Source organism: Nitratidesulfovibrio sp. SRB-5 (assembly GCF_019931275.1).
Taxonomy (GTDB): Bacteria; Desulfobacterota; Desulfovibrionia; order Desulfovibrionales; family Desulfovibrionaceae; genus Cupidesulfovibrio.
Genome location: NZ_JAIOTY010000002.1, coordinates 732,550 through 752,570, shown reverse-complemented (window position 1 = coordinate 752,570; position 20,021 = coordinate 732,550). Strand labels below are relative to the sequence as shown.

Genomic DNA, 20,021 nt, shown 5'->3' with positions numbered 1-20,021 from the left:
ATATCTTTACACTGCACAGGGAGCTCAACAGGAAAAACGCCGCCCCGGCGAACCGGAGCGGCGTGAGAATGCCATGCGAATGTCTGTAAACGCGCGGTGTTGCAGTGTGACCGCAAACGCACCGGATGCGGGCCGGGGCTACCCCGTCACGGTCAGGCGCAGGAAGCGCTTCTTGCCCAGCTTGACCACGTAGCTGCCGGGGGCCAGCGGGGCCATGGCGTCATCGCAGCGCACGCCGTCCACGGACAGGGCGCCTTCCTTGATCAGCCGCTTGGCCTCGCCGCGCGACTTGACCAGCCCCGCCGCTTCCAGGAACACCGGCGGGGTACTGTCCTCGCCCTGGGGGCAGGAGTGTTCGGGCGCATCGTCTGGCACGCCGCCGCCTGCGAACACGGCGTTGAAGCCCTGCCGGGCCTCGGCGGCCTTGTCGTCGCCGTGGTAGCGGGCGGTGATCTCGAAGGCCAGGTCTTCCTTCACCGCCTTGGGGTGCGCCTCGCCGGCCTGCACGCGGCGCTTCATGTCCGCGATGTCGTCCAGCGAGCGGGCGGAGACGAGTTCGTAGTACCGCCACATCAGGTCGTCGGACACGGACATGATCTTGCCGAACATGTCGGACGGCGGCTCGTCGATGCCCACGTAGTTGCCGAGGGACTTCGACATCTTCTTCACGCCGTCCAGCCCTTCAAGCAGGGGCACGGTAAGGATGCACTGCGGCTCCTGCCCGTACTGGGATTGCAGGGTGCGCCCCACGAGCAGGTTGAATTTCTGGTCGGTGCCGCCCAGTTCCACGTCGGCGCGCAGGGCCACGGAATCGTACCCCTGCACCAGCGGGTACAGGAATTCGTGGATGGCGATGGGCCGCCCGTCGCGGTAACGCTTTTCGAAGTCGTCGCGCTCCAGCATGCGGGCCACGGTGTAGCGCGAGGCCAGGCGCACGAAGTCCGCGGCGGAAAAGGCGTTCATCCAGCGCGAGTTGAAATCTACCTCGGTCTTTTCCGGATCCAGGATCTTGAAGACCTGCTTCTTGTAGGTCTCGGCGTTTTCCAGGATCTGTTCCGGCGTCAGCGGCGGGCGGGTGTCCGAGCGGCCCGAAGGGTCGCCGATCTGTCCCGTGAAGTCTCCGATCAGGAAGATGACGGTGTGGCCAAGCTCCTGAAAATGGCGCAGCTTGTGGATGAGCACCGTGTGGCCCAGGTGCAGGTCCGGCGCGGTGGGGTCGAAGCCCGCCTTGATGCGCAGCGGCGCGCCGCGCGCAATCTTCTTGCGCAGTTCGGCCTCGTCGATGAGTTCGGCCATGCCGCGCTTGATGCGTTCCAACTGGGTGTCGATGTCGATCATGGTCTGCAACCCCTCTGCATGGTATCGGGACGGTCTTCCAGAGATGGCGGGTGGTGTCAACCTGAATGGGGCCCGGACAGGGGCCGGATGGGGGCCGACGGGAAGCCGGGCGGGCGCCCAAGGCGGGCCGGTGGAGGAACGGCGGCGACAGGCAGAAACCGCTGCCACCCGGCGAAAGGCGTGGCAACAACTACAGCTGCCCTGCCGCCCCGCGCCCGCCAGCAAGGCCCTGTCCGTCAGGCGTCCGTGGCCTGCGACGCGGCGTTGTCCGTATCGAATGCCTCTGCCGCCGGGCAGGCCACGCGCAACGCGCGGATGGACCGCGCCCTGCCGATCCCTTCGTCCACGTCCAGCAGTACGCCGTTCAGCGAACCGCGCCCCGTGGCCGGGCGAAAGCGCTGCGGCAGCCGGGTCAGAAAGCGGTCGACGATGACCTTGTGGTCCATGCCCAGCACCGACGCCTCCACCCCGCACATGCCCGCGTCGGTCAGGTAGGCGGTACCGCCGGGCAACAACATGGCATCGGCGGTCTGCACGTGGGTGTGCGTGCCGATGACCGCGCTGACCCGGCCATCCAGAAACCAGCCAAGGGCCTTCTTTTCGCTGGTGGCCTCGGCGTGGAAATCCACCAGGCGCACGAGGGGGTGCCCCTCTTCCGCCTCCAGCCGGGCCAGCAGGGTTTCCGCCGTGCGGAAGGGGCAGTCCAGCGGGTCCATGTAGGTGGTGCCGCACAGGTTCAGCACGGCAAGGCGGTGGCCACCGGGCAGGTCGTACACGCCAAGGCCCCGCCCCGGCGCGCCCGCCGGGTAGTTGGCGGGGCGCAGCAGGCGCGGCTCCTTGTCCAGCGCGCCGTACAGGTCGCGGTGCTTCCAGACGTGGTTGCCGGTGGTCAGGATGTCGATGCCCATGCCCAGCAGCTCGCGCAGGGTTTCCGCCGTCAGGCCGATGCCGCCGGAGGCGTTTTCGCCATTGGCGATGACCACGTCGGCGGCGTGCTCGCGCCGCAGGGCAGGCAGCTGTTCCTTCAGGGCCTGCCTGCCCGGCTTGCCCACGATGTCGCCAAAGAAAAGAATGCGCATGGTTTGGTATTCCGTATCAAGGTACAGCCGCCAACGCGAAAATTTTCGTTTCCGGCAAGGAAGATGCGCTTTTTTGTGGAGGGAGCGTACTCTTTGGTACGTGACTGGAACAAAAAACGCATCTGACGCAGCCGAAAGCGAAAAGGCCGCGTTGGATCAGATGAGATAGGCGTCGTGCTCGCTGCCCGCCACAAGTCCTTCCGCCCGCTCCGGGATGCGCACCAGCGCGTGCGCCCCGGTAAGCGTGTGCAGCAGGCCGGACTTGCCCAGCAGCGGTACTGCGGACGGTGACGCGACCGATGGCGTCGCGACCGATGGCGATGCGGCATCGCCGCTGCCCCCTTCGGCCTCGATGCGCACCCGCACCCAGTCCTCGCGCCCCTGCCGCGAGGCCACGTTGCGCGCCAGGCGCACCCGGCGCGCGGGCCACAGCGACCGGTCGAAGGCGTCGGTCCTGCCGGAAAGATGGTGCAGGAAGGGCACCCCCAGCACGAACATGACCACCTGGGCGGAGGTTACCTGCCCCGGCAGGCCCCACACCGCGCGGCAGCCGCCGCCGTCCTCCGCACGTACACGCGCAAGGATGGTCGGCTTGCCGGGGCTGATGGCCACGCCGTGGGCCAGCAGTTCCGCCCCTTCGATGCGCGACAGCGCGGCCACGGTCAGGTCGCGCACCCCCACCGAACTGCCGCCGGACAGCAACACCACGTCGGCGTCACGCAGTCCCTCGCGCAGGGCCGCTTCCAGCGCGTCCAGTTCGTCGGGCACGATGCCGAGACAGCGCGCCTCACACCCGGCCCGGCGCACCAGCGCGGCCAGGGTGTGGCTGTTCACGTCGCGTACCTGGCCGGGCCGGGGCGTGGCCTCCGGGGGCACCAGTTCGTCGCCGGTGGAAATGACGACCACGCGCGGGGCGCGGCGCACGCGCACCGTGGTGGCGCCCACGGCGGCCAGCATGCCCACTTCCTGCGGGCGCAGCCGGGTGCCCGCCGTCAATGCGGGCGTGCCCGCCATGGCGTCCTCGCCGCGCAGCATCACGTTTTCGCCGGGGGCCACGGCACGGCGCATTTCGATGGTGCCCGCGCCCAGTTCGTGGGTATGTTCCACCATGATAACCGCGTCGGTGCCTTCGGGCATGACCCCGCCGGTGACTATGGCGGCGCAGCGGCCCGGCGCAACGGCGAAGGTGGCGGGGTGCTCTATGTCCACCCTGCCGTCGCATTCGAGGTAGGCGGGGCTTGTTTCCGTGGCGCCGAACAGGTCGGCGGCGCGCACGGCGTAGCCGTCCATGCCCGCGCGATCGGTAAGGGGCAGGTCTTCGGCGGCAATGACGTCCGCCGCCAGCACCCGGCCATCGGCGTGGTGCAGTTCCGCCGTTTCCGCCGCCAGCGGCGGAAAGGCGCGCAAAAGCTCGGTGAACGCCTCCACCGAGAGAACGTTGAAGAATCCGGTCATGGTCACGGTCTGTTCCTTTTCCTTCTTGCGCGCAGGGGCGCCGCCACGCACGGACTGCCCACACGACGGCACCGCGCGTGCCAACGGGCACGGGTTGGACGCGAACACCTCTCCTACCCCGCGCGGGCGCCATGGGCAAGGGAGCCCCAGGGCGCGAATGCAGCATGAAAGGGCGTGGATGCAGGCCGGAACACGGCCACGGGCATGGAGCGCGGGGCACGCCGGACAGAACCCCGGCACGACGGACGGAGCCCGGACAAAGGCACGGTGGTGCACACGGAGATACGGCTGCCGGTTTCCGCAAGCCAGCGCACAGAACTTTGCCCCGACTGTTGACACGCTTTCTACAAACAGCTAGATGTTACACATACGATTCATCAAATCGTAACACCAACCCGCTCGGTGTGCTTACGAAAGAGTGCTACGCACCCCTCCCGCCCGCGCCCCCGTCGTTCCCGCCGACGGGGGCGCGCTGCGTGGCAGCCCCCGCGACGCTTGCCACCGCATGCCCAGTCCTACCGGGTTCAATCCTGTTCATCACTGTCCGGTACGGTCCGGCACAGGTCGGCACTGCCCGGCCCAGTCCGATCCAGTCCGGCACGGTCCGGCACTGGCCGCTCAATTCTGCCCGTTCTGCCCGTTCTGCCCGTTCTGACAGTCGTGCCCATTCCGCCAGTTCTGCCCTTTCGCCCGCCAGCCCGCCCGCTTGACACCCCCATGCCCCCGGCGTAGGCAGGATGCTCTCATTTCCGGAGTACATCCATGCACGCATCCCCCCGCAACGAGGGCCTTGGCGGCGGCACGCGCGGCGTCCTTCTGGCGCTGGCGGCCACCGTCATCTGGTCCGGCAATTTCATCGTGGCGCGCGCGCTGGCCGACAGCATGCCGCCGGTATCCGTCTCGTTCGCGCGGTGGCTGGTGGCCACCTGCGTCCTGCTGCCTTTCGGCCTTGGCCCGTTGCGCCGCGAATGGCCGGTGGTGCGCGCCCATCTGGTCTATTTCTGCGTGACCGGCTTCGTGGGCGTTTCGGTGTTCAACACCTTCATCTACGTGGCCGGGCGCACCACCGCCGCGCTGAACATGGCGCTCATCGCCACGTCATCGCCCATCTTCATCATCCTGTTTTCACGGGTATTCCTGGGCGAGGCGGTGACCGTTCGCCGCCTGGCGGGCCTGGCCACGGCGGTGACCGGCATCGTGGTGCTGGTGACGCGGGGCGACCTTGCGCGCCTTTCCACGCTCACCTTCACCAGCGGCGACCTGTGGATGGTGGCCGCCTCCATGCTGTTCGCGGGGTATTCGGTGCTGGTGCGCAAGCGTCCGGCGGGCGTGGGGCAGACCACGTTCCTCATGGCCACCTTCATTCCCGGGCTGCTGGGCGTCCTGCCCATGCTGGCGTGGGAGCTTTCCACCGGGCCCATGCCCGTGTTCACGCCGCAGGCAGTGATCGGGGTGCTGTACATCGGGCTGGGGGCGTCGCTCATCGCCTACCGCTGCTGGAACCTGGCCATCGCGGCCATCGGCCCCAGCCGCGCGGCGCTGATCTACTATTCCCTGCCTGCGTTCAGCGGGCTGGAGGCGCTGCTGCTGCTGGGCGAACCGGTGACGCCCGCCCACTTCGTGAGCGGCGCGCTGATCCTGGGCGGCATTCTGGTGGCCACGCGGGAATGACGGCCTAGCCCCGGAACTCGCCTACATCCATCCCCAGCCGCGCCACCATCTTCTGGATGGCCACCCGCGACAGGCCGGACAGCCGCGCCGCCTCGGACACGTTGCCCCCGGTCTGGGCCAGCAGGTCGCGCAGGTAGCTCTGGGTGAACCGGTCGGTGACGCGGGCCTTGGCCTCCTTGTACGGCACCACGCCGCCCCCTGCCGGGACTGTGGCGCCTGCTCCGCCAGCTCCGGCTGATCCGGCTGATCCGCCTGCCCCGCCTGACGCGCCTGCTCCGCCAGCTCCGGCTGCCCCACTGGGCACGATGCCCCCGGCGGCCTCCGGGCCGCCCGTCTGGCCGGGCATTGGCGCGGCGGCAACGCCGCCATCAGCGATGCCTGAACCGGCAGCGCCTGCAAATCCCCCCTGCCGGGTACGCAGCCAGTCGCCCGTGCGGCCATGCCCGCCCGCCGCCACGTGGCGCACCGTATCCATGCCCAGCACATCGCCGCCGCTGAACAGGGTCAGCCTGCGCACCACGTTTTGCAGTTCGCGCACGTTGCCCGGCCAATCACGCCCGGCCAGGTAGTCGAGCACGTCGGGCGTCACGGTCTTCTGGGGCAGGCCCAGTTCGTCGCAGGCATTGCGCAGGAAGGTGACCACCAGCAGGGGGATGTCCTCCACCCGTTCGCGCAGGGGAGGCACCCGGATGGTGACCACGTTGAGCCGGTAGAACAGATCCTCGCGGAATTCCCGCGAGGCCATGCGCGCCTCCAGATCCTGATTGGTGGAGGCCACCACCCGCACATCCACGTTTTCCGTACGCCCGGAACCCACGGGCCGTATTTCGCCCTCTTGCAGAAAGCGCAGCAGCTTGGTCTGGATGGCCTGCGAGATGTCGCCTATTTCGTCCAGATGCACGGTGCCATCGTCCGCCATGGCGAACAGCCCCTTGCGGTCGCGCTCCGCCCCGGTGAAGGCCCCGCGCACATGGCCGAACAGTTCGCTTTCCAGCAGGTGTTCCGGAATGGCCGGGCAGTTCACGGCCAGAAAGGGCATGGAGGCGCGCTGACTTTGTCGATGGATGGTGCGGGCCACCATTTCCTTGCCGGTGCCCGATTCGCCCCGCACCAGCACCGTATAGTCCGACTGGGCCACGGTGGCGATGGTGCGGCGCAGGGTCTGCATGGCCTGCCCCAGGCCCACCAGTTCGTCGCGACCGGTGCCCAGCGAAACCACGTCGCGCAGGCGGCGGTTTTCCGCCAGCAGCCGGCTGCGCTCCAGCCCCTTGCCCAGCACGCGGGCCAACTGGTCCGGCTCCACGGGCTTGGCCACGAAATCGTAGGCCCCGGCGCGCAACGCCTCCACCGCCGTTTCGATGGAGCCGTGCGCGGTCAGCACCACCACGCTCAGGTCCTGGTCCTGCTCCAGCGCCATGGTCAACAGTTGCAGACCGGTCATGCCCGGCATGCGCAGGTCGGTGAGCAGAACGTCCACCCGTTGCGCACGCAGGCAGTCCAGTGCCTCCGCGCCGGAAAACGCCTGCGAAACAACTACCTCGGGAAACAGTTCCGCAGCCAGCCGCGAAAGCCCCCGGGCAAAATCCGGTTCGTCGTCCACGATGAGCACGTGCGGTCGGTGGGGCATCATTCCTCCCGGATTGGGGCGTCACTGTTCGCCGGTTCACCGGCAGCCGGGCCGGATCCGGAGTCGGGCGCGGGACCGGACGGCGCAGGGGCCGAAATGGGCAGGGACTGCGGCACGGCGCCTGCGGACGGCATGGGGACGACGGGCGGCGTGGGGCATACGGCCCCCACCACCGGCAGGCGCACCGTGAATTCCGCCCCACCAAGTTCCGCGCTGTCGCCCGCAGTCACGCTGCCGCCCGCGTCCACCACCAGGCCGTAGACCACGGCAAGGCCGAGGCCCGTGCCCATTTCCTTGGTGGTGAAGAACGGATCGAACACATCCTTGCGCAGATGTTCGGGAACGCCGGTGCCGGAATCGGCCACTGTGGCCACCACCTCGCCGGGGTTTTCTCCCCGTCGCACCCGGATGCGCACCCTGCCCTCGCCCGATGCGGGCAGCGCGTCCAGCGCATTGAGCACGAGATTGCTGAAAATCTGCTCCAGGGCCTGCTCGCCCGCCGTCACCGGGGGCAGGTCCGGCTCCGCCTCCGCCATGACAGAGGCGAACTTCTTGGCCGCCTGCACCCCGAAGACCTCCGCCACCGACCGCGCCACGCGGGCGATGTCCGAAGGCGCGGCCCCGGCGGCCTTGGGCCGGGCGAAGTTCAGCAGGTCGCGCAGCACGCGCTGTGCCTGGCGGGTGTGCCGCAGGATCACGTCCAGGTCGGCCTGCTGCTGGGCATCGCCGGTATTGCGGCGCAGCAGCTCGGCGTAGCACAGGATGACCCCCAGCGGATTGTTGATCTCGTGGGCGAGCCCTGCGGCCAGTTTGCCCACGGTGACCATCTTTTCGCTCTGGCTGACCTGCGCGAACATGCGCTTTTCCAGCGTTGTCTCGCGCACGTAGACCGCAGCGCGACCCGGCTCGTCGGCCGCGCGCGCCAGCGGGTACAGGTTGACCATGAATGATCGCCCGCCGGGCAGCGTCACCTCGCGCGATTCCGCCCCTTGCGCCGGTGCGGGAATGCCCACCCCCGCGTGTCCCGTGCCCGCCGCGCCATGGGTATCGCCGCCTCCAGCGTACGCGCCGATGGCCCGAACGCCGCCGGAATTGCCGCCCGGGGCGCCGCCGTCACCACCACGCAGGGCGGCCAGCAGGTCACCGGAGGGGACGGCCCCGCCGGAAAGCTCCAGCGACAGGCGCCGCGCGCCCTCGTTGGCGATGATCACCGAACCGGAGCCGTCCACCAGGGCCAGCGGATCGCGGATGCCCTCGAACACCGATTGCAGCACGTCCATGTGGCGCACCAGCCGGTCCAGGGCCGAAAGGTTTTCGGCAACGGTGCCAAGCTGCCGTCCCAGCGCGGCCAGCACGTCCAGGTTCTGGCGCGCGGCGTCGTCGGCGTCGTCCCATTCCAGGCACAGCAAGCCTTCCGCCGCACCGGCCTGGGCTTCCACCGGCACGAACAGCGAGGCGCCATGCCCCACCACCTGCCCGCCGGTCAGTGCGGCGACCAGGGACCGGGGCAGATCGGGACGCCGGTCGGGCTCTGGCCATGCGTAGAAATTGTGCGAGACCAGGGTGCACACGTAGGCGATGCGCCGCGCGCCGAAGCGGCGGCAGATCTGCGGCAGGGCGCAATGCCACAGGCCCTCGCGGGTGCGCAGGGTACGCATCTCCTCGAACAGGCGCACGAACAGGGCAACGTCGCTGCGGCGTTCATCCGCCTCGCGCGAGAGTTCGGCGGTGCGCTCGTCCACCATCTGGCGCAGGTTGGCGGCATAACTCTGCAACTGGATCCGGGCGTCGGCCAGGTGGTGGGCCACCTGCTCGAAGCCGTCCACCAGTTCGTCGATCTCGTCGCCCTGCTCCAGCCTTTCGATGAGCGCGGCGCTGCCATCCGCCCCGCAGAACCCGGCGCCGCATTCGGCCCCCTGCGCCAGGGTGCGCCGGAATACCCCGGTCAGACGGCGCAGGTTGCGCACCACCAGCACGCGGAACACCACGCTGGCCGACGAGAAGAATATCAGGGCACACCCCACCAGCGACATGAAGAAGATGGTGATGGACTGGCGCAACCCCTCCACCGACGCGGAAACGGGCACCGCCACGTAGTCCAGCCCGGCGGCCATGTTCATGGCCTGGCCGAAGCCGCGCGCACCGTACATGTCCACCAGTTCCGGCGGGGCGTCCACGGGTCGGCCATGGCAGGCCATGCACGGCTCGGTGAACACCACGGGCCGGGCAATGGCGTAGTATTCCTGCCCGTTCACGATGTCGTAGCCGGTCCACAGCGGAACGTCCGGATTGACGCGAAAGTACTGGATCAGCTCCCGCTCTCGGGGAGTGGCTTCGTAGGCTGGGTTGCGGGCGGAGATGGCCACCCGGCGGTAGGTATGCCCGGTGCCCGTGCCGCGCATGCGGTCCATGACCAGACGCGAGATGAACGACGAGGACATGGCCTCTATGATGAAGTCGCCGGGGTGCTCCTCCATCACGCGCGGACGCAGGACGTCCCGCACGAAACCCTGGATGGCGTCCACCTGGGCGAAGACCAGTTCGGCCTTGGCCTGCACCTCTTCTTCGAGCACGTCGCGCAGGTGCACGTACAGGGCCGAGGCGAACACCCCGCCAAGGCAGACCACCACGACGGCCAGCCCGGCGAGGAACTTGTGCTGGAGCGTGTGCGGCTTGGGAATGTGCATGAACGGCACCGACCAGGTGAAAGGCCGCGAGGACGCGGGATGTACGGACGGTATGTCGGGCTGGTCACCCGCGTCAAGTCCGCCCCCCTGCATGCCGCCTCAATGGGTCGCGTCCGGCCCGCGCGGCGTGAATCGCCATGTGTGGCGCGAATTCATCTCCGCCATCTGCGAGGTTTCCACATCGGTGTAATACAGTTGCCCGCTGCGGATGCCATAGATGTCCTGCACTTCGCCGTAGTGGCGCAACGCGGGCAACGAATCCACAAGCAGCGGGCCTGCGCCGAAGAACAGTGCCCACAGGACCGCGATGGAAAGAAACAGGCTGGCCACCCGACCGGCAAGGGTACGTCGCATGGGAACTCCGGAAGGCGGCCCCCCGCCCGCGCGGAGCGGGGGGCCGGTTAGGACACGGAAAGGCACGTGCGATTACGGAAGCTAGATCTTGGCCGTGATTTCGGGGAACAGCACGTAGAACATGATGTACGCCAGCGTCAGCGCCATGACCAGGTTGAACGTCTGGCCGACCACGTACAGCGCCAGCGCCTTGCCGCCCTGCAGGTAGTGGGCAAGCTCGCGGAAGTTGGTTTCCAGGCCGATGGCCGCGAAGGCCAGGCAGAAGAACCAGTTGCGCGCGGGCGAGGTAAGGCCGCGTATGGCGCCCTGGTCCAGCAGGGCCTGCCCCATGTCCGGGCCAAGGCTGCCGCTGATGATCGAGAACATGATGGACACCCCGAGGAAGCCCAGCACGAACTTGGGGAAACGGTGCCAGATGTCGGCCACGCTGGCGGTCTTGCCCGCGCTGCATTCCACGCGGGTGCACCAGTACACGGCCACGCCGAAGGCCACCACCCCGATGAGCACGTTCTGGATCATCTTGATGGTGGCGGCCACGTGCAGCGCCGTTTCACCCAGAAAGGCACCCGCCGCAGCCACCGCGCCAGTGGCGTCGATGGTGCCGCCCATCCAGGCCCCGGCCAGCACCTGGGGCATGTCCACCGCCTTGATGAAGGCGGGCATGGCAATCATCATGATGGCCGTGAACACCAGCGAAAGGCCGATGGCCAGGGTCAGCTCCTCTTTCTTGGCCCGGCACGCGGCGGCGGTGGCGATGGCGGCAGAAGTGCCGCATACCGACATGTCGGCGCAGATGACCATGTTCAGGGTCTTGGAGTGCAGGCGCAGTACCCGCTGACCGAAGATGTAGGTGCCGATGAGCACGATGGGCGTACCCACCCAGGTCATGAAGATGCCGGGCACGCCGATGGCCACGATCTTGTCGAACAGCACCTCGGCACCCAGCAGCACGAGGCCGGTCTTGATGAAGAATTCCACCTGCAACGCCGGGTGTATCCAACGTGGCGTACCCACGGTGTTGGCTATGACCATGCCGATGATGATGGCCCATGCTTCCGCACCGACACCCCAGTACTTCATGGTGGACTGTTGGCCCATCATGAAGGCCAGGCACGCCACCGCGAACACCCCGACGAAGCCGAGCAGGAAGCGCGGCACGTCACGGCCCATGGCCTTCATGCCGATGGCGAACAGCAGGCTCGCGGCGACCATGATCAGCGGAAGCGAGGTCATGAGGTTGAACGGGCTGGACTTGGCCTTGTCCGCCGCCGACTTGGCCTTGGCGGCCGCCGCGCGCCACTGCGCGATCTTGGCCTGGGCGTCGGCGTTCAGGCTTGCGTCTGCAAAGGCGGCATCGCCCGCCGCCTTTTCGGCGGCCACTGCGGCAGCCATGGCGCTCTCCGCCGCGGCCTTGCTTGATGCGGCCTTGTCCGCGTTGGCGGCAGCCTTGGCATCGGCGTCCGCCTTGCTGAGCACAAGCGAATCCATCGGGTTGGACACCCACCCTTGCGGCGTCTTCATGATGCCCGCAATGGCCTTGCCCATGGCGCTATCGCGCGCCCTGATGCGCGACTTGTCGTCCTGCGCCTTGTACCAGGCAATGGTCTTGAACGGGGCGCGTTGCGCCTCGGCCGCCATGACGGCGTTGGCCTTGTCGATCTTCTGCCGGTAATCGGCAGGCGGGTTGACGAGGAAAAGGAAAATGGCCGCGACGATGATCGCGAGCCCGAGCCAAATGGCCCAGTAGTCTTCCTTGGTCCACAGGTCGGATAGTTTCGACTGCCCCTTGTCGATGACAATGTTTGATGCATCGGCGTCTGACATGCGTGTGTTCTCCTCCTTGCGGGTTCGCGTGGCGCACCGCGCAACGCGTTTCTGCCTGCCTGGAATCAAGAAGCATGCCGCCCCGGGACAAGTCCTAATACGCTTGAATAAAAGGATTATAAAAAAGCACCCCACCAGCTTTGCGCAACCCCTGATTTGCAGTGCAAAGCGCGGTTTGCAACTTGGTGCATCCAAAAGTTTACACCCCGCCCTCACGGTTGCCGTGAGGGCGGGGTGTCGCATGCGTGGAAGGATGCCATGCCCGCCTGCCGCGCACATGGCGCGGGAGGACCGGGCAGTTGTCAGGCGTTGTCGGCGATCAGTCTTCGCGGGCGGGGCGGCGCTTGCCGTCCGAGCGGCACTTGCCGCACACCCCGAACAGGTACATGCGGTGCGAGGTCAGCACGTAGCCGTGGCGACGCGCCAGATCCTCCTGCAACCGCTCTATCTCGTCGTCCAGAACCTCGATGTTCTCTCCGCAGGCTTCGCAGATGAGGTGGTCGTGGTGCTTGCTGCCATACTTCTGCTCGTAGCGGGCCACCCCGTCGCCGAAGTGCACTTCCTTGGCCAGGCCGGAATCGCACAGCAGCTTCATGGTGCGGTACACCGTGGCCTGCCCCACGGAAGGATCCGTGGCCTTTACCCGTTCGTACAGTTCCTCGGTGGTCAGGTGTCCGCCTGCGCTCATGAACACCTCTACGATGAGCATGCGCTGCGGCGTGACCTTCAGGCCGTTGCGGGCGATGTACTCGTGAAACACGTCTATGGCTTGCTTCATGGGTTTCCTCGCGATGTGGGGCGTGGTCTGGCTGTTCCTATACCGTGTACCCGGCCAGCGCAACAGGGCCGCTGCCATGGGGAAAAACGGAGAAGGAACGGCCTGGCCAGAACTCCCGACGCAGGATTTTCGTTCGATGCCCGCGGGGTTTCAGGCTTGCCCAACGGCCACGCAGCGCGCCCCCGGGGCGGGACGCCAACGGGCGAAAGGACAATCCGGAAACAGCCCCTAGAGGACGCGCTCCACGCGCCAGCCCCGCTCACCCGCCACGCGTTCCAGCGCCGCGCCGCCCAGCACCGCCACCCGGCCCGTGCGGGCCGCTGCGGCCATGACGTCGGCCAGGGCGCGGAAGTGGTCGTTGGTGGTGGAAAGGATTTCGTCGCGCATCTGCTGGCGCGCCGCGTCGGTGTCTCCCACCAGGCTGCGGTACAGCGCGGCGGAGCCCTTGGCGTCGGGCAGCATGTGCCTGTCCACGTCGCCGATGGCGCCCACGATGGCGTTGGCCAGCTCCGTGGGCGACAGCGAGACGCGGCGCAGGTAGTCCGCCGTGGCGTCGTACACGTCCAGCGTGGCGGCCACGTTGGGGTCGCGGTACGAAACCTGGGTCAGCAGGCCGCTGGCCCGGTCAAAGGCGCAGAACGCGCCGTACGCCCCGCCCTGCACGCGCACCCGGTCCCACAGAAAGGCCATGCGCAGGTGCTTGAACACCACGTTGGCCGAACCGTGGTAGGTGTAGCCCAGGCCATACAGGTCCGCCGCCTTGCCCACGTAGTTGACCTGGGCGGGCATGACCAGCGCCTCGGCCTCCGCCGCGTCGCCTGCGGGATGCCACCCGTCGGTCTGGGCCGGAGCAGTCGCATCGGGTAGCGCGGCGGCAAGGTCGGCGGCCGGGCAGGAGACCAGCCCCGCCACATCGGCATCGGCGGTAAGGTTCATCAGGCAGCCGGAACGGCGCAGGACCAGGCCGCGCAGCGCCGCAAGGTCGGCCAGCACGCCGTCCCAGTCCTTTTCCAGACGTTCGGCCAGAGTGCGCAGGAAGGCCAGATACGACACGCCGGTGGTGGCCTCGTCCAGCCAGCCCGCCGCGTTGTAGCCCGCGCGCAGCCGGGCCATGACGATGCCGTGGCCGGAAGGCACCAGCACGTGCTCTTGCCGGGCCTTTTCCTCCAGCACCATGCGCTGGAAGCGCTCGCGGTCGTCGAACTTCGCCTCCAGCAGCACTTCGGACAGCAGGTCGTACAGCGCGGGCACGTTGTCGCGGGTGGCCTTGCCGTGCACCACCAGCCGCGCCAGGGGCTGGCGCGCGCCAAGGGTGGTGGCGAACAGGGTGTCCGCGTCCATGCCGCCGGTCTTGCGGGCGATGCGCATGCCAAGGTCCACGAAGTCGCGCTTCGCGGTGCCCATTTCGAACAGGGCGCGCCCGAACAGCGGCACCAGGGGCACAAGGCGCGCGGGCACGGCGGAAAGGTCGAAGGTGGTCTCGGTGTAGGCGATGCCCGAGGTGTCCAGATCGTGGAACAGCACGGGCACCGTGCCCGCCTGCCGGTTCTCGCTGGGGATGGGACGGTTTTCCTTCGGCAGGTCTTCCAGCTCCAGGCCGGGGATGGTGGCCAGGGCCTCCAGGCTGTCCGGGGCTTCCTGCAAGGTTCGCAGGGCGCGGGTTTCCTCCACCAGCGCCACGCGTTCGCACTGGCGCAGGCCCTGGCGGTACGCCTCCAGCCCGGCGGCCTCTGCGGCCTCGCGCCGGTCGGCCAGCTTGCGGTCGGGCGTCAGAAGCACGGTGGCCACATGCTGGTTGTCCAGCAGCCATTCGCGGATCAGCCCTTCGAAGTACCGCTCGCCAGCGGCGACGCGCGCCTTGATGGCCGCCAGCGGCGCTTCCCATTCCAGCAGGGCCAGCGGATCCCTGTCGTACAGCCAGGTGGTCAGGCTGCGCACCATCACCGAAAGGCCCACCGGGTAACGGCCGGAATTGTTCTCGCGCAGGGCGAATTCCACGCTGTTCACGGCGGCTTCCACGGCGTCGGCGGGCAGGCCTTCCTCGGCCAGGTCGGCCAGGGTTTCCATGATCAGCATTTCCACGTCGGATGCGGTCCTGGGCTCGATACCCTTGAGCCCCACGGAGAAGTACATCTGGCGCAGGTCGCTTTCCAGCCCCACGCCCGCCACGTCCTCGCCAAGGCCAGATTCGATCAGCGCGCGCCGCAGGGGCGAACCGGGCAGGCCCAGCAGGATGTGCTCCAGCATCTCGAAGGCGAAGTTGCGCTCCACGTCGGCGGTTTCGCACAGCAGCCAGTTCATGGTCACCATGCCCCGGTCATCGCCCTCGGACGCGGCGTACGGCACCTCGAGCATGCGCGGCGTGTCCGAACGGGGCTGCAAGGGCACGGCGGACGCCACGTCAATGCGCGTGAAGCGCGCCAGCACGGCGGCCAGGCAGGCCAGCCGGTCCTCTTCCGGGTCGTCGCCCCAGAAGAAGAAGCGGGCGTTGCTGGGGTGGTAGTAGGTGGCGTGAAAATTGGCGAACTGCTCGTACGTCAGGTCCGGGATGTGTTCCGGGTTGCCGCCGGAATCGAGCCCGTAGGTGATGTCCGGGAACAGCGCCTGCTGCGACTGTTCGGACAGGATGGATTCCGGCGAGGAGTACACGCCCTTCATCTCGTTGTAGACCACGCCCTTGTAGGCGAAGGGGCCTTCCGGCGCGTCGGCCTCTATGTGCCAGCCTTCCTGCCGGAAGATTTCTTCCGTGATGCGCGGAAAGAACACCGCGTCCAGATACACGTCCACCAGGTTGCGGAAGTCCTGCAGGTTGGCCGAGGCCACCGGGTAGCAGGTCTTGTCCGGGTAGGTGAAGGCGTTGAGGAAGGTTTGCAGCGAGCCCTTCAGCAGTTCCACGAAGGGTTCCTTGACCGGGTACTTTTCCGACCCGCAGAGCACCGAATGTTCAAGGATGTGCGCCACCCCGGTGGAGTCGGACGGCGGCGTGCGGAAGGTGACGCCGAAGACCTTGTTCTCGTCGGCGTTGCAGCAGGAAAGCAGTTGCGCGCCGGTGGCGTCGTGGCGCCACAGGCGGATGCGGCTGTTCAGTTCATGGACGGTGCGCTCGAAAACGAGATCGAACCCGTGGGATTGCATGCGTGGGATTCCTCCGTGGGGGGATGTCATGGCTGCGAAGCCGGGGCGTGGCTGGCCCGCAAGGGGGGCCAGGGCGTATGGGCGAATGGACGGCCCGGTCGGAACGGCGCGCCCGGAACCGTACGGTTCCTTGTGGCGCGCCGACGCCCCGCAGCCCTGTACCATGAACATTTCGCGGCGTCATGGCAACCGGGGCCGCACACGTATCGGACGGGAGGCCCCGCACAGCAGCGTGTCAGGGCATCACCGCATCAAAGCACTAACGCTTCAGAGAGGGGGAAGCCGGAACGAACAGGCGGGGGAGAAAACGGGCCGCACGCCCTCAACAGGAGCCCAACTGCTCCTCGCCGCCGCCCGGCCATGCGGGTTCCACCCGGTCCCGGCCCAGTCCCTTGGCCCGGTACAGGGCGTCGTCCGCCAGGCGGAACAGTTCCGTGGGGTTGGAAACGACCAACCGTTCGGTGCTGGCCACGCCGATGGAGATGCGCACCGGAATGCGCGTGCCCGGCCCCACCAGGAAAATGCCGTCGCGCACGGCGATGCGCAGCCGCTCGGCGGCGGCCAGGGCGCCCGCGCCGCCCACGCCGGGCATGATCACGGCGAATTCCTCGCCGCCCACCCGCGCGGCCACGTCCTGGGCGCGCAGGCCCGCGCGCAGGATGCCCGCCAGGGTCATCAGCACCTGGTCGCCTTCCTGGTGGCCCCAGGTGTCGTTGACCTGCTTGAAGTGGTCCAGGTCGAGCATGAGCAGCGAAAGATCGCTGCCGTCGCGCTGGTGCCGGGCGAACTCTGCTTCCAGCATCAGCTCGAAATGCCTGCGGTTGTACAGCGATGTCAGGGGGTCCACCAGGGTCAGCCGTTCCAGGCGCTGTTCCTTGCGGCCCAGATGATAGCCGAACACGGCGAACACCAGCACCCCGCCCACGGCCATGTAGACGTTGAGCACCAGTTCGTACCGGTGGTGGATGGGCGTGAGATCGAACAGCCAGCGCAGCACCTGCCAGCCCAGCGGCGCGCCAAGGCCCAGCGCGGCCCCCTGGGCCAGCCGCAGCAACCGGGCCCTTGATCGTTGCGCACCACCCCCGCCGTTGCCCGCCATGGTCCACCCCCTGCGTTGGCTTATGGGACCCGGTCCCTAACGCATGTAGGAACGTGCAATGCGGAACACGTCGTCGTAGCCCAGCCGGGCCTTGATGCCCAGGGCCAGTTCCACCGACATGGACATCTTGTCGCGCACGTCGTCCAGCAGGACCAGTTTATGCTTTTTCAGCCATTTCCGAACAAACGGGGCATCAAAGCCATCGGCCACCAGGGCCATGCCGTCGGCAAAAAAGCGCGAGCCCAGATGCTCCAGGAAGGGACGGCAGGCCATTCTGCCATGGTGGCGGGAAAGCAGGACGTAAAAGAGCAGGGCCACGACAAGCCTGTCGTCCTGCAAGCGGTGGGAAACGTCGAAGAAGCGTTCTGCCGGGGGCTTTTCCCCGGCCTGACGCAACAGTTCCTGGGCGTAGCCCAACGCCTTTTCGGTGGTGATGGGCGGAACGGGATACAGTGCGGCGATGCGGGCCATGGTGCGCAGGGGATTCTCGCCCCCGGCCACGTCCAGGACGGCCACGCGCATCAGGTCCAGCCGCCGGTTCAGTTCGCCGCGCAGCAGGTCGCCCCGCGCGGCGGCGCAACGGCGCACGCGGTCTTCGCCCATGTCGCCGCTGAAGGTAATCTCCAGCAGATGCCGCACGAAGGGTTCGGAGGTGAACTCCGCCTCCTGGTCCAGCCCCTTGAAGTTGCGGCGGTTGCCCACCAGCTTCTTCAGGGAAAGCCAGTAGGCGGCCACCCCTTCCATGGGCATTTCGAGCAGGTCGAAATCCCTGATGCTCTGCGCTGCGGCTTGCGACATGAACCTTCCGCCTGAGTGGTCACGACAACCCGCCCCCCGACCGGCTCGTTGTACCAATGCTATAACCGTTTCGGGTGGTTGGCAAGGTGAGTCGTGAAACATCCGACGGCAGCGCGTGGCGAATTCCGGCGGAACGAAACGACGAACCACCGCAAAGGCACGCATTGCCCCGAATGCGTGGCCGCGAAACGCGCGAGGGCAGCAGATACCCGTGCCGGGCTTGCCGTCGGCCTCACGGCCTTGGGCAGAACAAGGGATGAATGGCGCGGAAGGCCCGGCGTGCCTGGCCGATGCCATTGGGTGCGCAACGGGGAGCCCAACCGGGATCCCAACTGGAGCGGCGCGTGACGACTGGCGAAACGACTGTCCTGACGGAGCATGTCCGTAGAGTGCTCCGATCAACTCCAGTGCTAGACACTGACCAGCGAGTTGTCGGTCCGCGCGAAGGGGCAATACTCGTAGCTGTCGGCCCGGCCATCGTTGAGCCAGCCGGAAGCGCCGCCCGCCAGCAGGTAGCGGAAGCGGTATTCGCGCCCCGTCTCCAGCTCCACCTCTGCGGTGAAGCCGCCGTCCTTCAGGCGGCGCATGGGGGTGGCGCGTTCGTTCCAGTCGTTGAATTCGCCCACAAGGTACACCTCGGTGGCCTGTCCCACTTCGTCGGGTTCGAGGCGGAACTTCACCTTGCAGGCCGGCCTGCTCTTCAGGAACTGCTTCGTCAATGCCATGGCTTACCTCCATGGTGCCCGGCCTCAATTCCGGACACTATCGGCACAAAGATACCTGGACATTGCAATAGGAACATTATCCACCCCAAAAGACAACCCCCCAGAGAAAGCCCGGAACCGGGACCGGGACGGACGCGGGGTTTCCGCCGGGGCGCTCCGCAGCGCCACGACGTGCAAGGGCGGGCCGGCCCGTCATTCCACGCGTGCGCGAGGCATGAACTGGGGAAGTACGGGTACAACCCGCTGGAATGCGCCCGTCACTTCACGCGCGCGGGAGGCATGCGCGTGCCCGAAGCAGCGCCGGACATCCCCCGCGCCAGCGACGAAGCCCCTGCCTGCAAGGCCATGCGCACAGGGCAGGCTCGCACCAACTCCAGGGCGGCTCGCCCCCAAAAAAGCGAAACGCGCACCCTCCGGCCCTTGCCGGAAGGTGCGCGCACGAAATTCGCGCCGGGGGGTGGTCGGCCTCAGCCGTTGGCGGCTTTCAGCGTCTCTTCCACGCTGGCCAGCAGGGCAGCGTCGGACGGGGCGGCATCAAGCCCGCACAGGCCGCGCACGGCCAGCAGCAGCATGTCGAGCTGCATGGACATGTCGCACGCGCCGTTGTTGATGACGCAGCGGTCGCCTTCCACGCGCAACCGGTAGGCGCGGCGGCTGCGCGCGGCACCGTTGCCGGAGACGATGTAGTAGATCTGCTCGTTTTCTTCGGTGACGTAGAGCTTCTGGCGGGTAAGCACGCCGGTCTCGTCGTCGTACCACGAGCATTCGGAGAACAGGCGCCCCTTGAACGCGATGTCGTGGCCCGCGTCGTTGCGCAGTGAAATGTCTTCCATCGCCCTGCAGGTCATGTCCGAACCCATGCGCGCCTCCTCACGATGTGGGAAGGGTTAGCTGTCGGGGGCCTTCCGGCTTCTTCGCCTTGCTCGGCGCCGGTCGTTCCGCGGGCGGCACATCCGCCGGGGATTCTCCGTCGCCGAACAGCGCACCGCCGCCCTGCGCGGTCCAGAAGGCTTCCAGGTCACTGCGCGAGATGCGGTAGCCGCGCCCCAGGCGGGCAGCCCGCAACGTGCCGTCCTTGATGGCGCGGCGAAGCGTCTCCTTGTGACAGCTCAGGAGATCCGCCGCTTCCGCAAGGGTGAAGGTGGTCTTGGCCATTGGCGCGTCCTTACGCATGCATGGCGCCGGGGCCCATGCAGACACTGCGGGCGCACTGCCCGCTTCGGCGCTCTTTGGCGCACCCCAGCCGTACGGCATGTGGCGCACCCACCATCCGGCACTCGCAATCGGCCTCGCTCCGCGTGCTCTCGCGGCGCTCGGCCACCCGCCATGCCTCCCCCGGTGCCGCATGGCGGCCCCGCATGGTCCGTCGGGAAGGCCGGAATGTTCCGGCCTGCGCCCATCTCTTCATCGGACTAGCACCGACAATCAACTGGTGTCAACAATACTCCACT

Annotated in this window: 15 protein-coding genes; 1 reads left to right on the top strand and 14 read right to left on the bottom strand. The window is 67.6% G+C overall.

The features are described 5' to 3' along the window. Window positions 1–138: 138 nt before the first annotated feature. From tyrS to glp, 3 genes are all read right to left on the bottom strand, one after another. Window positions 139–1,338, bottom strand: a complete 1,200-nt coding sequence (gene tyrS / locus K6142_RS10625; RefSeq protein WP_190244142.1) for a tyrosine--tRNA ligase — start codon at window positions 1,336–1,338, stop codon at window positions 139–141. Window positions 1,339–1,574: 236 nt separating this feature from the next. Then, window positions 1,575–2,417, bottom strand: a complete 843-nt coding sequence (locus K6142_RS10620; RefSeq protein WP_190244141.1) for a YmdB family metallophosphoesterase — start codon at window positions 2,415–2,417, stop codon at window positions 1,575–1,577. 156 nt (window positions 2,418–2,573) lie between these two features. Beyond that, window positions 2,574–3,872 carry a gephyrin-like molybdotransferase Glp gene (gene glp, locus K6142_RS10615; RefSeq protein ID WP_190244157.1) on the bottom strand — a complete coding sequence of 433 codons (1,299 nt, stop codon included), beginning with the start codon at window positions 3,870–3,872 and terminating at the stop codon, window positions 2,574–2,576. A gap of 762 nt (window positions 3,873–4,634) precedes the next feature. On the opposite strand from glp, the gene K6142_RS10610 reads away from it, so the two are divergent. Next, the gene (locus K6142_RS10610; RefSeq protein ID WP_190244140.1) at window positions 4,635–5,543 is read left to right on the top strand and encodes a DMT family transporter; all 909 of its coding nucleotides are present in this window, start codon (window positions 4,635–4,637) and stop codon (window positions 5,541–5,543) included. A 4-nt stretch (window positions 5,544–5,547) separates the two neighbouring features. Here the strand turns inward: K6142_RS10610 and K6142_RS10605 are convergent, their stop codons facing one another. The 11 genes from K6142_RS10605 to K6142_RS10555 form a co-directional block, all read right to left on the bottom strand. After that, a complete protein-coding gene (locus K6142_RS10605) occupies window positions 5,548–7,170 on the bottom strand; it encodes a sigma-54-dependent transcriptional regulator (RefSeq protein WP_190244139.1) in 1,623 nt (540 codons plus the stop codon). Next, window positions 7,170–9,857, bottom strand: a complete 2,688-nt coding sequence (locus K6142_RS10600; protein ID WP_190244138.1) for a DUF3365 domain-containing protein — start codon at window positions 9,855–9,857, stop codon at window positions 7,170–7,172. The genes K6142_RS10605 and K6142_RS10600 overlap by 1 nt, the downstream gene beginning before the upstream one ends. A gap of 99 nt (window positions 9,858–9,956) precedes the next feature. After that, window positions 9,957–10,211, bottom strand: coding sequence for a hypothetical protein (locus K6142_RS10595; RefSeq protein ID WP_190244137.1), 255 nt, complete (start codon window positions 10,209–10,211; stop codon window positions 9,957–9,959). Between the two features lie 81 nt (window positions 10,212–10,292). Next, entirely contained in the window at window positions 10,293–12,035 is a 1,743-nt protein-coding gene (locus tag K6142_RS10590) for a YeiH family protein (protein WP_190244136.1), read from the bottom strand. Between the two features lie 319 nt (window positions 12,036–12,354). Next, the gene (locus tag K6142_RS10585; protein WP_012612496.1) at window positions 12,355–12,813 is read right to left on the bottom strand and encodes a Fur family transcriptional regulator; all 459 of its coding nucleotides are present in this window, start codon (window positions 12,811–12,813) and stop codon (window positions 12,355–12,357) included. A 228-nt stretch (window positions 12,814–13,041) separates the two neighbouring features. Then, the gene (locus K6142_RS10580) at window positions 13,042–15,948 is read right to left on the bottom strand and encodes an insulinase family protein (protein WP_190244135.1); all 2,907 of its coding nucleotides are present in this window, start codon (window positions 15,946–15,948) and stop codon (window positions 13,042–13,044) included. Between the two features lie 322 nt (window positions 15,949–16,270). Next, window positions 16,271–17,047 (bottom strand): GGDEF domain-containing protein, encoded by a 777-nt coding sequence (locus K6142_RS10575; protein WP_190244134.1) that lies wholly within the window; start codon window positions 17,045–17,047, stop codon window positions 16,271–16,273. A 36-nt stretch (window positions 17,048–17,083) separates the two neighbouring features. Further along, window positions 17,084–17,845 (bottom strand): hypothetical protein, encoded by a 762-nt coding sequence (locus tag K6142_RS10570; RefSeq protein WP_190244133.1) that lies wholly within the window; start codon window positions 17,843–17,845, stop codon window positions 17,084–17,086. A gap of 410 nt (window positions 17,846–18,255) precedes the next feature. Next, window positions 18,256–18,570: an isoamylase early set domain-containing protein gene (locus tag K6142_RS10565; protein ID WP_190244132.1), complete on the bottom strand. Its 315-nt coding sequence runs from the start codon at window positions 18,568–18,570 to the stop codon at window positions 18,256–18,258. Between the two features lie 467 nt (window positions 18,571–19,037). Then, on the bottom strand, window positions 19,038–19,430 hold the full coding sequence (locus K6142_RS10560) for a hypothetical protein (RefSeq protein WP_012612501.1): 393 nt from the start codon (window positions 19,428–19,430) through the stop codon (window positions 19,038–19,040). Window positions 19,431–19,440: 10 nt separating this feature from the next. Beyond that, the gene (locus K6142_RS10555; RefSeq protein WP_167123504.1) at window positions 19,441–19,725 is read right to left on the bottom strand and encodes a helix-turn-helix domain-containing protein; all 285 of its coding nucleotides are present in this window, start codon (window positions 19,723–19,725) and stop codon (window positions 19,441–19,443) included. Window positions 19,726–20,021 lie beyond the last annotated feature (296 nt).

What these genes read in the sequence shown, in the direction of transcription:
- K6142_RS10605 (WP_190244139.1), bottom strand. Translation starts at nt 7,170, where the DNA reads ATGCCCCACCGACCGCACGTGCTCATCGTGGACGACGAACCGGATTTT.
- K6142_RS10610 (WP_190244140.1), top strand. Translation starts at nt 4,635, where the DNA reads ATGCACGCATCCCCCCGCAACGAGGGCCTTGGCGGCGGCACGCGCGGC.
- glp (WP_190244157.1), bottom strand. Translation starts at nt 3,872, where the DNA reads ATGACCGGATTCTTCAACGTTCTCTCGGTGGAGGCGTTCACCGAGCTT.
- K6142_RS10560 (WP_012612501.1), bottom strand. Translation starts at nt 19,430, where the DNA reads ATGGGTTCGGACATGACCTGCAGGGCGATGGAAGACATTTCACTGCGC.
- K6142_RS10570 (WP_190244133.1), bottom strand. Translation starts at nt 17,845, where the DNA reads ATGTCGCAAGCCGCAGCGCAGAGCATCAGGGATTTCGACCTGCTCGAA.
- tyrS (WP_190244142.1), bottom strand. Translation starts at nt 1,338, where the DNA reads ATGATCGACATCGACACCCAGTTGGAACGCATCAAGCGCGGCATGGCC.
- K6142_RS10590 (WP_190244136.1), bottom strand. Translation starts at nt 12,035, where the DNA reads ATGTCAGACGCCGATGCATCAAACATTGTCATCGACAAGGGGCAGTCG.
- K6142_RS10575 (WP_190244134.1), bottom strand. Translation starts at nt 17,047, where the DNA reads ATGGCGGGCAACGGCGGGGGTGGTGCGCAACGATCAAGGGCCCGGTTG.
- K6142_RS10555 (WP_167123504.1), bottom strand. Translation starts at nt 19,725, where the DNA reads ATGGCCAAGACCACCTTCACCCTTGCGGAAGCGGCGGATCTCCTGAGC.
- K6142_RS10565 (WP_190244132.1), bottom strand. Translation starts at nt 18,570, where the DNA reads ATGGCATTGACGAAGCAGTTCCTGAAGAGCAGGCCGGCCTGCAAGGTG.
- K6142_RS10585 (WP_012612496.1), bottom strand. Translation starts at nt 12,813, where the DNA reads ATGAAGCAAGCCATAGACGTGTTTCACGAGTACATCGCCCGCAACGGC.
- K6142_RS10595 (WP_190244137.1), bottom strand. Translation starts at nt 10,211, where the DNA reads ATGCGACGTACCCTTGCCGGTCGGGTGGCCAGCCTGTTTCTTTCCATC.
- K6142_RS10620 (WP_190244141.1), bottom strand. Translation starts at nt 2,417, where the DNA reads ATGCGCATTCTTTTCTTTGGCGACATCGTGGGCAAGCCGGGCAGGCAG.
- K6142_RS10600 (WP_190244138.1), bottom strand. Translation starts at nt 9,857, where the DNA reads ATGCACATTCCCAAGCCGCACACGCTCCAGCACAAGTTCCTCGCCGGG.
- K6142_RS10580 (WP_190244135.1), bottom strand. Translation starts at nt 15,948, where the DNA reads ATGCAATCCCACGGGTTCGATCTCGTTTTCGAGCGCACCGTCCATGAA.